This is a genomic window from Sphingomonas aquatilis (genome assembly GCF_014196115.1).
GTDB classification, from domain to species: Bacteria; Pseudomonadota; Alphaproteobacteria; order Sphingomonadales; family Sphingomonadaceae; genus Sphingomonas; species Sphingomonas aquatilis.
In genome coordinates, this window is the sequence record NZ_JACIDB010000001.1 from 36,409 (window position 1) to 49,656 (window position 13,248).

Genomic DNA, 13,248 nt, shown 5'->3' on the forward strand with positions numbered 1-13,248 from the left:
CGGCTCGTATATACCCACGCCATGCGCAATCCCCGCCCGCTCGCCACCCGGACCTCCGGGCGGTTCGCGGGGGTGTGTTTCCGGCGATTACGTACCGTCCACTTCGTCCACTTCCGCGGCCCCGAATCGCCCCGGCGCCGTCGCGAATCAGACGGTCGGCGCACCGTCGACCGGCACGACCTCCATCACCGGTGCGGCTTCGTAGGTGTAGGCGATCGTCATGCCCCACAGCGCGAGGCCGACCAGGATTACCCAGGTCAGCAATGCGCCGCCCGCCCGCCAGGGGTTGGGGGCGGGGCGGTCCATGCCGAGGGCGTGGGCGATGCGGCCCGCGACGAACAGGCCGCCGGTGATCGCCAGCCAGCGCGGCGATCCGCCTGCCGCCTCGATCAACGCCATCAGGATCAGCACGAACGGCGTATATTCGACGAAATTGGCCTGGGCGCGGGTGCGGGCGAGCAGGCGCTCGTCGCCGCCATCGCCGATCAGCACTTTGCCCTTCAGCCGCAGCTGCACGATTCGCATCGCCAGCACGAAATTGCCGATTCCGGCGGCGGCGGCGACGGTGAGCGTGACGGGCAGCAGCATCGGCGTAAGTCTCCTCGGGCGGGCCGCGCCGTGATGCCTTGCGCCCGCCAAGCTTGCAACAGCGCGGAAATTCGCTATAGGCCCGCGCTTCGCGATGCGTCCGGTTCTCGGTGGCGTCCGGCGGTCGGCGCCTTGCCGATGGCTGGATCGTGCCGTACGGGGCATCTGATTTCGTACGTCGATTTTAGAACAAGGTGCCGAAATGGCCGTCCCCAAGCGAAAGACCTCTCCCTCGAAGCGCGGCATGCGCCGTGGCCACGACTCGCTCAGCGTCGCGGCGTTCCAGGAGTGCCCGAACTGCGGCGAACTGAAGCGTCCGCACAACCTGTGCACCGCCTGCGGCCATTATAACGGTCGCGAGATCGTCTCGGTCGAGGGCTAACGCCCTCTTTACCCACTGGATACACGCGCAACCATGCCCGACACTTCCTGGATCGCCGTCGATGCGATGGGCGGCGACGAGGGGCTGGCGGTCATGCTGGCTGGCGTCGCCGCGGCACGCCGCCGGTTCGAGGGCATGCGCTTCTTCCTGGTGGGTGATGAGGCGAAGGTGGCGGAGGGGCTGAAGGCCCATCCCAACCTCGCCCATGCCAGCGAGATCGTCCACGCCCCCGAAACCGTGGGGTCGAGCGACAAGCCGAGCCAGGCGATCCGCCGGTCCAAGACCACGTCGATGGGCATCGCCATCGATCTGGTGAAACAGGGTCGCGCCGGCGCCGCCGTGTCGTCGGGCAACACCGGCGCGCTGATGGCGATGGCGAAGCTTGCGCTGCGCACGCTGCCGGGCATCGATCGCCCCGCGCTCGCCGCGCCGCTGCCGACGCTGGGCGACAATGACGTCGTGATGCTCGATCTCGGTGCGAATACCGAGGTGGATGCGCGCAATCTCGTCCAGTTCGCGGTGATGGGTGCCGCCTATGCGCGCACCATCCTCGATCTCGACAGCCCCCGCGTCGCGCTGCTCAACATCGGCAGCGAAGACCAGAAGGGCACGGACGAGATTCGCGACGCCGCCGCCGTGCTGCGCGGCCAGACGCATTTGCCGCTGACCTTCACCGGCTTCGTCGAGGGCAACCAGCTTGCCCGTGGCAACCACGACGTCATCGTCTGCGACGGCTTCGCCGGCAATATCGCGCTCAAGACCGCCGAAGGGACGGCGCGCTTCGTCGCCGATCTGCTCAAGCGCGCCTTCCGTAGCTCGGTGCGCTCGAAGGTCGGCTTCCTGATCTCGCGTCCGGCGACCGAGCTGCTGCGCGACCACCTCGATCCCAATAATCACAATGGCGCGGTCTTCCTCGGGCTGAACGGCATCGTCGTGAAGAGCCACGGCAGCGCCAACGAACGCGGCGTCGCCACCGCGATCGGCAATGCCGCCAAGATGGTGCGCGCCGACCTGACGCGCCGCATCGCCGACGACCTCGGCAATTTCGAGAAAAAGGCAGTCCACGCATGATCCGCTCGGTCGTTCTCGGTACGGGTTCGGCCCTTCCGGAACAGCGTGTGTCGAACGCCGATCTGGCGGAGCGACTCGACACCAGCGACGAATGGATCGTCGAACGGACCGGCATCCGCTTCCGCCACATCGCCGGCCCGCACGAAACGACCTCGACACTCGCCGCAGCGGCCTGTCGCGCCGCGATTGAGGCGGCGGGCATCGCCGCCCAGGACATCGACCTGATCGTCCTCGCCACCGCGACCCCCGACCAGACCTTCCCGGCGACCGCGACCAAGGTGCAGGCGATGCTCGGCATCGACGATTGCGTCGCCTTCGACGTTGCGGCGGTGTGTTCGGGCTTCCTCTATGCGGTACAGGTCGCCGATTCGATGCTGCGCACCGGCGTCCATCGCCGCGCGCTGGTGATCGGGGCCGAAACGTTCAGCCGCATCCTCGATTGGGAAGATCGCACCACCGCCGTGCTGTTCGGCGACGGCGCCGGCGCGATCGTGCTGGAAGGGCAGGAGAGCGAGGCCGAGGGCGGTCGCGGCATCCTCGCCACGCGTCTGCACGCCGATGGGCGCCACAACGAATTGCTCTATGTCGATGGCGGTCCGTCGACCACCGGCACCGTCGGCAAGCTGCGCATGAAGGGCCGCGAGGTGTTCCGCCATGCCGTCGTCAACCTGGCGTCGGTGCTGCAAGAGTCGCTGGACATCGCCGGCCTGACGCCGTCGGCGGTCGACTGGGTCGTGCCGCATCAGGCCAATGCCCGCATTCTCGAGGCGACCAGCCGCAAGCTCGGCCTCCCGGCGGAGAAGGTCGTCGTGACCGTCGATCGCCACGCCAACACCTCCGCCGCGTCGGTGCCGCTCGCGCTCGACACGGCGACGCGCGATGGGCGCATCCAACCGGGCCAGATTGTGGTATTGGAGGCCATGGGCGGCGGCTTCACGTGGGGAGCTGCGGTCCTGCGGATGTAATCCGCCATTTTGAGTAGTTTTTCGTGCAAGCGTTTCCACGCCGTGTAACAAAGTCACTTTCGGACATGTCTGTGCTGGTGTAGCTCCCTCCAAGGGGCTGTTTTGACAGAGTGGAGTGGGAAACGTGTTGATGACACCGGTGGGCACGTTGACGCGAGCGGATCTGGCCGAAGCCCTGCATCGTCAGGTGGGACTGGCGCGATCGGACTCGGCGCGCTTGGTGGAACAGGTTCTCGGCGAGATGTGCGAGGCGCTGTCGCGCGGCGAGAACGTCAAGATTTCGGGGTTCGGCACCTTCGTGCTGCGTGACAAGGGCGAACGGATCGGCCGCAATCCCAAGACCGGGGTCGAGGTGCCGATCGCACCGCGGCGGGTCCTCACCTTCCGCGCCAGCCAGATGATGCGCGACCGCATCGTCGCGGCCAGCTGACCCGGATGGTCTCCCGCACCGACAAGGCGCGTGGAGCGTTTCGAACGATCGGCGAGGTTTCGGCGGAAACCGGCCTCGCCCACCATATCCTGCGCTATTGGGAAACGCGCTTTCCCCAGCTCAGGCCCGTCACGCGCGCGGGCAACCGGCGCTATTACCGGCCGGAGGATGTCGCGCTGGTCCGCCGCATCGATACGCTGCTCAACCGGCAGGGCTATACGATTCGCGGCGTCCAGCAACTCCTCGCCGATGCGGATCGCGCGCCGCCGCCAGCGCCCGCCGACGAACAGGCGGACCTGACCGCCATGCTGCTCGCGATCCGCAACCGCATCGCCGATGCGTTACGGCAGGACGATGTGCTCAAACCTCGGTGATGGCTGGGGGTTTGGGGAACAGGCCATCGCGCAGCAGCGATGCGGCCTGGTCCGCCACCGCGGCAATGTCGCGATCCTCGCTCCACACGCCGTACCGCAGGCCCAAAAACACGTTCATTCCCATGATCGCCCAGGCGTGAACATCATCCACATCCCCCCGCACCTCCCCCCGCGCCGCCGCGGCGCGTAACCGCGCTTCGATTCGTTCCGCCGTGGAGGCGTAGTGGGCGCGGAAACTATCCGAATCGACGAATTCGGCTTCGTCGATGATGCGATAGATTTCCTTGTGGTCGCGGACGAAGCCGATGAATTCGGCAAGACCTGCCCGTTCCGCCGCCAGTCCATCCGGCGCTGCCCGAACCGCAGGAGCGACATGATCGCGAACCTGCGCCGACATGTCGGTAACGAGCGCACGGAACACCGCGTCCTTGGAATCGAAATAGGTGTAGAAGCTGCCGAGTGCGATGCCGGCGCGACGCGTGATGCCGCTGATGGACGCATCGTGAAACCCGCGCCCGCCGAACTCCACCGCCGCCGCATCGAGCAGCGCGCGCAGCGTCCGCCTTCCCCGCGCCGTTCGCGGCGTCTTGGCCGTGACGGGTGAGTCGGCGCTGTCGGCTGCGTCTGCCGCTGCCTCGGTCATAATCGTTCCTCCCCCAAAGACCGAAGTTGAAACCCGGTTCAGGTTTCAGTATAGCGGGTGCAAGAGGGCGTACAAGCCGGGTCTACCGGGCTGACGCCGATCAGGAGGGGAAAGCTATGAACCGGCGTGCATCCACGATCCTCAAGCTCGGCGCGAGTGCCGCGGCGCTGTTGGCGACGCCCGCGATGGCGCAGACGGCACCGGCCGACGCCCCGCAAAGCGCGGCAGCGGAGACGGCGCCCGATACCAGTGCGACGCCTCCCCAAGACAATGGGGACATCGTCGTCACCGCGCGCCGCCGGTCCGAAACGCTGCAAAGCGTGCCGATCGCCGTCACCGCGTTCAGCGCGGACAAGCTCGACAAGATCGGCGCGGTCGACCTGACCGACATCCAGAACGTCACCCCCAACACCACGCTGAAGACCGCCCGTGGCTCCAACTCGACGCTTGCGGCCTTCATTCGCGGTGTCGGCCAGCAGGATCCGGTGCCGGGGTTCGAGGCGGGCATCGGCATCTATCTGGACGACGTCTATCTCAACCGGCCGCAGGCGGCGGTGCTCGATATCTACGACGTCGACCGGATCGAGGTACTGCGCGGGCCGCAGGGGACGCTTTATGGCCGCAACACGATCGGTGGCGCGGTGAAATATGTCACCAAGCGGCTGCCGAACGAGACCGAGCTGCGCGTGAAGGCCAATTACGGGTCGTTCGATCAGGCCGATGGCATCGTCGCGCTGTCGACGCCGATCGGCGACATGTTCAAGGTCGGCGTGGCCGGGGCCCGGCTGAGCCGGGGGGGCTTCGGGCGCAACACCAACCTGAATATCGACAATTACAACAAGGACATCTGGGCAGGTCGCGGTACGATCGAATTCGAAAGCCCGGATACGCGGCTGTTCGTGCGGATCACCGGCGACTACACGCACGACCTGAGCAATCCGCGCAACGGCCACCGCCTGATCCCGGGCCTGCTGTCGGGTGCGCCGGTGCTGGCCAACGTGTTCGATACGCGCGCCGGGCTGAACTTCCCCAAGCAGGACATTCAGGCGGGCGGCCTGTCGATGACCGCGAATGCGCAGCTGACCGATCACCTGACGCTGCGCAGCATCAGCGCGTGGCGCAAGGACACGAGCTTCACGCCAATCGACTTCGATTCGCTGCCCGCGACCGACGTCGATGTGCCTGCCGTCTATCGCAACGAGCAGACCAGCCAGGAATTCCAGCTGCTCTATGCGTCCGACAAGCTGAACGGCCTGGTCGGCTATTATTACCTCGGCGCGAAAGCGGCGACCGGGTTCGGGGTGCTGCTGTCGACGACGCTGCCGGGGTTCGACGCCTATACGGCGGGCGACGTGCGGACCGAGACGTCGTCGATCTATGGCGACTTCACCTATGATTTCACGCCGCAATTCAGCCTGTCGGTCGGCGGCCGCTACACGTGGGACCAGCGTAACGCCTTCGTCTTCAAGGCCAATTACATCGGCCTGACCAGCGAGTTCGGCGGCACGCCGACCGCGTTCGGCGCTCCGGCGACGAACTTCCGGGGCATCGCCAATTTCAAGCGCTTCACGCCACGCGTGTCGCTGAGCTTCAAGCCGGCGCCCGATCACCTGCTCTATGCCTCCTATTCGGAAGGCTTCAAGGGCGGCGGTTTCGATCCGCGCGGGTCGGGCACGTCGGCGCCGATCAGCAATCCGGCGGCGGGACGGACGTACCAGGATATCTACAATTACCTGCTGTTCCGCCCGGAGACCGTCACCAGCTATGAGGCGGGATACAAGGGATCGGCATTCGACCGGCGGCTGACCTGGGCGCTGGCGGGCTTCTACGCCGATTACACCGACGTGCAGGTGCCCGGTTCGGTCGGCTGTTTGCAGAACGGGGTGCAGAGCTTCTGCGGCATCACCACCAACGCGGCCAAGGCGCGGATCAAGGGCATCGAGCTGGAAAGCACCGCGGTGCTGGCGCGCGATTTCGCCGGGATCGGATCGTCGGTCGCGCTCAACGGGGCGGTGGGGTATATCCATGCCCGCTACCGCACCTTCATCGGCCCGACTGGGGTCGATGTCGCCAATGTCCGCGTGTTCCAGAACACGCCCGACTGGACGGCGAGCGGCACGCTGACTGGCAATGTGCCGCTGGGCGATGGCCTCGTCACCGCTAATTCGACCGTGTCGTATCGCAGCCTGACGCACCAGTTCGAGACGGCGAGCCCGTTCCTCGACCAGCCGGGCTATACGTTGCTGGATGCGGGCCTGACCTATGCGTTCGGCGAGGGGCGGCGGTACACGATCGGTGTGTACGGCAAGAACCTGACCGACGTGCGCTACAAGACCAGCGGATATCAGTATATCGCCAGCACCATCGCCGGCGTGCCGATCCGGAATGCGGCGGGCGGCTATACGCCGACGCTGGGCAAGGAGGGCGTTGCGACGGCCTTCTACGGCAATCCGCGGCAGGTGTTCGTGAGCGTCGGGGGGAAGTTCTAAGGTTTGCAATGTCCCTCCGTCACCCCGGACTTGTTCCGGGGTCCACCGGGCCGCATGGGGACGGCAAGAGGCTTCGGCCTCCCCCCTCGCCGCTGAGTGGACCCCGGAACGAGTCCGGGGTGACGGGTGGGCGGGGCTAGCGCGCGGGAATACCTATGCATGGCATGACACCCACCCCCCGCTACCGTGCGCTCGTGCTGGCGATGCTGCTGGTCGTCTACACGTTCAACTTCCTCGACCGGCAGATCCTCGGCATCCTGGCGGCGCCGATCAAGGCAGACCTGAAGCTGACCGACACGCAGCTGGGGCTGCTGGGCGGAGCGGCGTTCGCACTGCTCTATTCGACGCTCGCCATCCCGCTGGCGCTGATCGCCGACCGAACGAGCCGCAGCTGGGTGATCACGATCAGCCTGGCGGTGTGGAGCGGCTTTACCGCGCTGTGCGGATTCGCGACCGGTTTCTGGCAGTTCTTCGCGTTCCGCCTGGGCGTCGGCGTGGGGGAGGCGGGGGGCGTCGCGCCGTCCTATGCGATGATTTCGGACTACTTCCCGCCGCATCAGCGCGGGCGGGCGCTGTCGATCTATTCGCTGGGCATCCCGATCGGGTTGGCCGCGGGGGCGCTGCTGGGCGGGATATTGGCGGCGCATGTCGACTGGCGCTGGGCGTTCATCGTCGTCGGGCTGGCGGGCGTCGTCATCGCGCCGATCTTCCGCCTGGTGGTGCGCGAGCCTGCGCGCGGGGCGTTCGATCCGGCCGCGGCGACCGAGCTCACGTCGGTGTGGACGGTGTTCGGCATCCTGGCCGCCAAGCCGAGTTTCTGGCTGTTGAGCTTTGCTGCGGCGTTCAGTTCGCTGTGCGGCTATGGCCTCGCCTTCTGGGTGCCGTCCGTCCTGATCCGGTCGTTCGGGTTCAGCTTGCTGACCGCGTCGCAATATATCGGGTCGCTGCTGCTGATCGGCGGCACGATCGGCGTGTTCGCCGGCGGGTCGCTGGCCGACCGGATGGGCGGGCGCGATCGCGGGGTCTATGCGAAGCTGCCCGCGGTGGCTTGGGCGATCACCGTGCCGCTTTATGCCGCGGGGCTGATGAGCGGATCGCCGGCGCTGTCCTGGTTCCTGTTCCTGATCCCCAACGGACTCAACATCCTGTGGCTGGGGCCGGTTACGACCGCGGTCCAGCATCTGGTGCCGCCGCCGATGCGCGCGACCGCCTCGGCCAGCTTCCTGCTGATCAACAATCTGATCGGGCTGGGGCTGGGATCGACGATCATGGGCCGTGTGTCGGATGCGATGACCGCGGCGTACGGAGCGGACGCGCTACGCTATGCAACGGTGTATGCGCTGGGGTTTTATGTCGTCGCGGCGGGGCTGATGCTGAGCGCGGTGAAGCCGCTGCGGCGCGACTGGGTGGGGTGAGAAAAAGCCATGTCCGTCATTCCCGCGAGGGCGGGAATCCAGACGCGCTGACGGCGGCGATGGAGCCGCAACGTCAGAGGTTATGGATTCCCGCCTTCGCGGGAATGACTGGGTGGGGTGTGGCACCCTTGCTCGCCGTAGGACAGGCCCTTGCGAATCGTCCTGCTGTGCCGGTCGGTTAGTGCGACGGCGGTCCAACACCCCTTTCGTCATCCCGGCGTTGGGCCCCATCGAAGTATTACTTCGATGGGAACCCTTTCGCCGGGATGACGGAGAGAGGGTTAGCGTTCGCGGGTCGCGGCGAATTTCACTTTGTTGTAGCGATCGGCGATGTAGCCGACTTCCCACGCGCTTTTGGCGAGGAAGACGGGGTTGCCGTCGCGGTCCTTGGCCATCGCCGAGCGGTTGAGGTCGGTGAACGCCTTGAGGTCGGCGGGGTCCTGCGCCGAGACCCAGCGCGCGGTTTCGAAGGGGGCGGGTTCGAGGCCGGCGGCGACCTTATATTCGACCTCCAGGCGGCTGAGCAGCACTTCCAGCTGGAGCTGGCCGACGACACCGATGATCCAGTTGCTGCCGATTTCGGGGTAGAAGACCTGCGTCACACCCTCTTCGGCCATGTCGTCCAAGGCCTTGCGGAGCTGCTTGGTCCTGGTCGGGTCCTTCAGCTGGACGCGGCGCAGGATTTCGGGGGCGAAATTGGGCAGGCCGGTGAAGCGGACGTCGGCGCGCTCCGACAAGGTATCGCCCACGCGCAGCGTGCCGTGGTTGGGGATGCCGATGATGTCGCCGGGGAAGGCCTCGTCGGCGACTTCGCGATTCTGCGCGAAGAACAGGATCGGCGAATGGACCGCGATCGGCTTGCCGTGGCCGGTGGGGGTGAGCTTCATGCCGCGTTTGAAGGTGCCCGAACACAGCCGCATGAAGGCGATGCGGTCGCGGTGGTTGGGGTCCATGTTCGCCTGCACCTTGAAGACGAAGCCGGTGACTTCGTCGTTGTCCGGTGCGACGGGCGCGGGTTCGGCAGGCTGTGCGCGCGGCGGGGGCGCGTGTTCGGCAAGCGCGCCGATCAGTTCGGCGACGCCGAAGTCCTTGAGCGCGGAGCCGAAATAGACGGGCGTCAGGTCGCCGTTGCGATAGGCCTCGCCGTCGAATTCGGCGTAGCCCGCCTGGGCGAGTTCGATCTCCTCGGCCCAGCGGTCGGACAGCGTGGGGTCGGCTTCGGTCTTGCCGAGGAAGGCGCGGCTGTCGCCTTCGGGGCGGCTGATCGTGTTGGTGGTGAGGTCGAGCACGCCCTCGAACTCGCCGCCCATGCCGACCGGCCAGCTCATCGGGCACACGTCCAATGCCAGCATGTCGGCGATCTCGTCGAGCAGTTCGAAGACCGGGCGGCCTTCGCGATCGACCTTGTTGACGAAGGTGATGATCGGCACCGAGCGCAGGCGGCACACCTCGAACAACTTGCGCGTCTGCGGCTCGATGCCCTTGGCGGCGTCGATGACCATGACGGCGGAATCGACCGCGGTGAGCGTGCGATAGGTGTCTTCGCTGAAGTCTTCGTGGCCCGGCGTGTCGAGCAGGTTGAAGGTGATGCCGTCGCGTTCGAAGGTCATCACCGACGACGTGACCGAGATGCCGCGCTGCTGCTCGATCTTCATCCAGTCCGATCGGGCGCGGCGGTTCTGGCCCCGCGCCTTCACCTCGCCGGCGAGGTGGATCGCGCCGCCGAAATAGAGCAGTTTTTCGGTGAGCGTCGTCTTGCCCGCGTCGGGGTGGGAAATGATCGCGAAGGTGCGGCGGGGGGAGGTCACAGGCAGTCTCGGGCGGCTGCGCGGGCCGATTCGGCACCGCGGAAGTGGACGAAGTGGACGGTACGTAAGTGTCGAAAACGCCCTCCGCGACGGGCCCGCCGGGTGAGGGGCGGGGTGCGGCGGGCATGGGTCATGCGGGCCCTTTGCCAGATTTGTGGCGTGTAGGACAGAGGGGGAGTCGCCGCCGTCATTCCCGCGAAGGCGGGAATCCATAACCTCTATCGTCTCGATGGCGTCGATAGGCTTGCCAGTCTGGATTCCCGCCTTCGCGGGAATGACGGAGGGGGGGCACCGCGCTTGGCAAGACGTGGGCGGAAGTGGAATGTCCGCTTCTGGGCATTAGCGGACGTCCAAAAATTGCGGTATTCGGTCTGTGCCAGCGTAGCTCAATCGGTTGGAGCACCGGTCACAACCGGAGGTTGCGGGTTCAAATCCTCGCCGCTGGCGATGTCCGCTTCTGGGCGGAGAGACATTCCCGATATCTCCGCCCCCCTCAATCGATCCGCATCGCTTCTGCCGCCAGCGCTTCCGCCTCGATCAGCAGCGCGTCGTCGGCGGAGCCGGTCGAGACCTTTTCGCGGCCGATCAGGGTGAGGACGGGGACGGCGAGCGGGGTGATGCGGTCGAGGTCGACGTGGAGCATCGTGTCGGCGGCGCGGTCGAGCAGGTGCGCCAAGCGGCCGACGTCGGTCATGCGGGCGCGGGCGTCGTCCCAGGCGGCTTGCAGGAGCAGGTGCGTGGGTTCGTATTTGCGCAGCACGTCGTAGATGAGGTCGGTCGAGAACGTTACCTGGCGCCCGGTCTTGCGTTTGCCGGGGTGCTGGCGTTCGACGAGGCCGCCGATGACCGCGACTTCGCGGAAGGCGCGTTTGAGCAGGTGGCTCTGCTGCACCCAATCGACGAATTCATGTTCGAGGATGTCGGGGCTGAACAGCGCGGCGGGGTCGGTGATCTTTTCGAGGCCGTAGCAGGCGAGCGCATAGTCGTTGGCGACGAACCCCAAGGGTTTCAGCCCCTCCGCCTCCATGCGGCGGGTGACGAGCATGCCCAAGGACTGGTGCGCGTTCCAGCCTTCGAAGCTGTAGGCGACCATGTAATGCCGGCCTTCGCGCGGGAAGGTTTCGACCAGCAGCTGGCCGGGGCGGGGGAGGGCGGAGCGTTTCGCCTGGAATTCCAGCCAGTCGCGCACGTCGGGCGGGAAGCGGTGCCATTGCTCCGGTTCGGCGAGGAAGTGGCGGACGCGGGTGGCGAGGTTGGTCGACAGCGGCATGCGGCTGCCGCCGTAGGTTGGGATGCGCGCAGGCTTGCTGGACGCGCGGACGATCAGGTCTTCGGTGTCGATGCTCTGCACTTCGCATGACAGGCCGGCGAAGAAGAAGGTGTCGCCGGGGCTGAGCTGCGCGGCGAAGCCTTCCTCGACCTTGCCGAGGTGGCGGCCGTTCTTGAAGCGGACGTTAAGCATCGTCGCCTCGACGATGATGCCGGCGTTGAGGCGGTGCTGCGTCACGAACCTGGGGTGGCTGACGCGCCACAGGCCGTCAGGGTCCTGCGTCAGGCGCTTGAACCGGTCGTAGGCCTTCAGGCTGTAGCCGCCGTCGCTGATGAAATGGAGGACGCGGTCGAACGTTGCGTCGTCGAGCGCCGAATAGGGCAACGCGGAGCGGATTTCGTCGAGCAGCGCGGCCTGATCGAACGGCGCGGCGCAGGCGAGCGCCATGACATGCTGGGCGAGGACGTCGAGCGCGCCGGGGCGGAAGATGTCGGGGTCCAGCTCGCCCGCCTCCACCGCGTCCAGGGCGGCGCGGGCTTCCAGATATTCGAAGCGGTTACCGGGGACGAGGATGCCTTGCGAGGCTTCGTCGAGGCGGTGGTTGGAGCGGCCGAGGCGCTGGAGCAGGCGCGACGATCCCTTGGGGGCGCCCATCTGGATGACGCAATCGACATTCCCCCAGTCGACGCCGAGGTCGAGGCTGGCGGTGGCGACCAATGCGCGCAGCCGGCCCGATGCCATCGCGCCTTCAACCTTGCGGCGCGCTTCGAGTGCGAGGCTGCCGTGGTGGACGCCGATCGGCAGGCTGTCGGTGTTCACCTTCCACAGATCCTGGAAGATCAGTTCGGCGAGGCTGCGCGTGTTGCAGAAGATGATCGAGGTCTCATGCGCCTCGATCTCCGCCATAACCTGTTGCGCGGCATAGCGCCCTGAATGGCCGGACCAGGGCACGCGGTCTTCGGGGAGCAGGATGGTGATGTCGGGGTCGGCGCCGGCTTCGCCCTGCACCAGCGCGACCTCACCGATGTCGCCATCGGGGGCGAGCCAGGCGCGATAGCCGTCGGGGTCGGCGATCGTGGCGGAGAGCGCGACGCGGCGGAGGCCGGGGCTGATCCGCTGGAGGCGGGCCATGCAGAGCGACAGGAGGTCGCCGCGCTTGCCGGTGGCGAAGGCGTGGACTTCGTCGACGACGATCGTCTTCAGGCCGGCGAACATTGTCACGCTGTCGGGGTAGCTCAAGAGCAGCGACAGCGATTCGGGCGTGGTGAGCAGGATCTGCGGCGGCTTGACGCGCTGGCGCGCCTTGCGGTCGCTGGGGGTGTCGCCGGTGCGAGTTTCGACGCGGATGTCGACGCCCATTTCGTCGAGGGGCGTGACGAGGTTGCGCTGGATGTCGACCGCGAGCGCCTTCAGCGGCGAGACGTAGAGGGTGTGGAGGCCCTCTGTCGGCTGCTCGATCAGCTCGGCGAGCGTGGGGAGGAAGCCGGCGAGCGTCTTGCCCGCGCCGGTGGTGGCGACGAGCAGTGCGTGGCGGCCGGCGCGGGCCTCGCGCAGCATGTCGAGCTGATGGCGGCGGGGGTGCCAGCCGCGGGAGGCGAACCAGTCGGTCAGCGGCTGGGGGAGGTCCATCATGGTGTATGTAGGGTGGCGGGGGCGTGGCGCCATATCCTTCCCGTCACCCCGGACGTGTTCCGGGGGCCACTCCGCGGCGAGGGGGATGGCTAGAGCCTCTTGCCTTCCCCCCGTGGCCCGGTGGACCCCGGAACGAGTCCGGGGTGACGAAGAGGGGTTGGATGGGACACCGCGACCCATC

11 protein-coding genes and 1 tRNA gene are annotated in these 13,248 nt (G+C 66.9%); 8 read left to right on the forward strand and 4 right to left on the reverse strand.

Annotated elements, in window-relative coordinates; all coding sequences use genetic code 11:
- Positions 1-147: 147 nt before the first annotated feature.
- Entirely contained in the window at positions 148-588 is a 441-nt protein-coding gene (locus GGR47_RS00175; protein ID WP_043061290.1) for an MAPEG family protein, read from the reverse strand.
- A 202-nt stretch (positions 589-790) separates the two neighbouring features.
- On the opposite strand from GGR47_RS00175, the gene rpmF reads away from it, so the two are divergent.
- The 5 genes from rpmF (at position 791) to GGR47_RS00200 (ending at position 3,810) form a co-directional block, all read left to right on the forward strand.
- Positions 791-970, forward strand: coding sequence for a 50S ribosomal protein L32 (gene rpmF / locus GGR47_RS00180; protein ID WP_017977281.1), 180 nt, complete (start codon positions 791-793; stop codon positions 968-970).
- A gap of 33 nt (positions 971-1,003) precedes the next feature.
- Positions 1,004-2,041 (forward strand): phosphate acyltransferase PlsX, encoded by a 1,038-nt coding sequence (gene plsX, locus GGR47_RS00185; protein ID WP_017977282.1) that lies wholly within the window; start codon positions 1,004-1,006, stop codon positions 2,039-2,041.
- Positions 2,038-3,006 (forward strand): beta-ketoacyl-ACP synthase III, encoded by a 969-nt coding sequence (locus GGR47_RS00190; RefSeq protein WP_147035101.1) that lies wholly within the window; start codon positions 2,038-2,040, stop codon positions 3,004-3,006. The genes plsX and GGR47_RS00190 overlap by 4 nt, the downstream gene beginning before the upstream one ends.
- A gap of 130 nt (positions 3,007-3,136) precedes the next feature.
- Positions 3,137-3,436 (forward strand): integration host factor subunit alpha, encoded by a 300-nt coding sequence (locus GGR47_RS00195; RefSeq protein ID WP_017977284.1) that lies wholly within the window; start codon positions 3,137-3,139, stop codon positions 3,434-3,436.
- A 5-nt stretch (positions 3,437-3,441) separates the two neighbouring features.
- Entirely contained in the window at positions 3,442-3,810 is a 369-nt protein-coding gene (locus tag GGR47_RS00200; RefSeq protein WP_063687170.1) for a MerR family transcriptional regulator, read from the forward strand.
- Here the strand turns inward: GGR47_RS00200 and GGR47_RS00205 are convergent.
- A complete protein-coding gene (locus GGR47_RS00205) occupies positions 3,797-4,453 on the reverse strand; it encodes a TetR/AcrR family transcriptional regulator (RefSeq protein ID WP_147035102.1) in 657 nt (218 codons plus the stop codon). The genes GGR47_RS00200 and GGR47_RS00205 overlap by 14 nt on opposite strands.
- A 116-nt stretch (positions 4,454-4,569) precedes the next feature.
- On the opposite strand from GGR47_RS00205, the gene GGR47_RS00210 reads away from it, so the two are divergent.
- Both GGR47_RS00210 and GGR47_RS00215 read left to right on the forward strand, forming a co-directional pair.
- A complete protein-coding gene (locus tag GGR47_RS00210; protein WP_147035104.1) occupies positions 4,570-6,942 on the forward strand; it encodes a TonB-dependent receptor in 2,373 nt (790 codons plus the stop codon).
- A gap of 155 nt (positions 6,943-7,097) precedes the next feature.
- A complete protein-coding gene (locus GGR47_RS00215; RefSeq protein WP_147035106.1) occupies positions 7,098-8,357 on the forward strand; it encodes a spinster family MFS transporter in 1,260 nt (419 codons plus the stop codon).
- A 281-nt stretch (positions 8,358-8,638) separates the two neighbouring features.
- Here GGR47_RS00215 and GGR47_RS00220 read toward each other — a convergent pair whose 3' ends face one another.
- Entirely contained in the window at positions 8,639-10,165 is a 1,527-nt protein-coding gene (locus GGR47_RS00220; RefSeq protein WP_147035107.1) for a peptide chain release factor 3, read from the reverse strand.
- A gap of 375 nt (positions 10,166-10,540) precedes the next feature.
- Between GGR47_RS00220 and GGR47_RS00225 the strand changes: the two genes are divergently transcribed.
- Positions 10,541-10,612 (forward strand) — tRNA-OTHER (locus tag GGR47_RS00225).
- 46 nt (positions 10,613-10,658) lie between these two features.
- On the opposite strand, the gene GGR47_RS00230 is transcribed toward GGR47_RS00225, so the two are convergent.
- On the reverse strand, positions 10,659-13,067 hold the full coding sequence (locus GGR47_RS00230) for a ligase-associated DNA damage response DEXH box helicase (RefSeq protein ID WP_167509690.1): 2,409 nt from the start codon (positions 13,065-13,067) through the stop codon (positions 10,659-10,661).
- Positions 13,068-13,248: the final 181 nt, after the last annotated feature.

What these genes read in the sequence shown, in the direction of transcription:
- rpmF (WP_017977281.1), top strand. Translation starts at nt 791, where the DNA reads ATGGCCGTCCCCAAGCGAAAGACCTCTCCCTCGAAGCGCGGCATGCGC.
- GGR47_RS00175 (WP_043061290.1), bottom strand. Translation starts at nt 588, where the DNA reads ATGCTGCTGCCCGTCACGCTCACCGTCGCCGCCGCCGCCGGAATCGGC.
- GGR47_RS00200 (WP_063687170.1), top strand. Translation starts at nt 3,442, where the DNA reads ATGGTCTCCCGCACCGACAAGGCGCGTGGAGCGTTTCGAACGATCGGC.
- GGR47_RS00195 (WP_017977284.1), top strand. Translation starts at nt 3,137, where the DNA reads ATGACACCGGTGGGCACGTTGACGCGAGCGGATCTGGCCGAAGCCCTG.
- GGR47_RS00190 (WP_147035101.1), top strand. Translation starts at nt 2,038, where the DNA reads ATGATCCGCTCGGTCGTTCTCGGTACGGGTTCGGCCCTTCCGGAACAG.
- GGR47_RS00210 (WP_147035104.1), top strand. Translation starts at nt 4,570, where the DNA reads ATGAACCGGCGTGCATCCACGATCCTCAAGCTCGGCGCGAGTGCCGCG.
- plsX (WP_017977282.1), top strand. Translation starts at nt 1,004, where the DNA reads ATGCCCGACACTTCCTGGATCGCCGTCGATGCGATGGGCGGCGACGAG.
- GGR47_RS00230 (WP_167509690.1), bottom strand. Translation starts at nt 13,067, where the DNA reads ATGATGGACCTCCCCCAGCCGCTGACCGACTGGTTCGCCTCCCGCGGC.
- GGR47_RS00205 (WP_147035102.1), bottom strand. Translation starts at nt 4,453, where the DNA reads ATGACCGAGGCAGCGGCAGACGCAGCCGACAGCGCCGACTCACCCGTC.
- GGR47_RS00215 (WP_147035106.1), top strand. Translation starts at nt 7,098, where the DNA reads ATGCATGGCATGACACCCACCCCCCGCTACCGTGCGCTCGTGCTGGCG.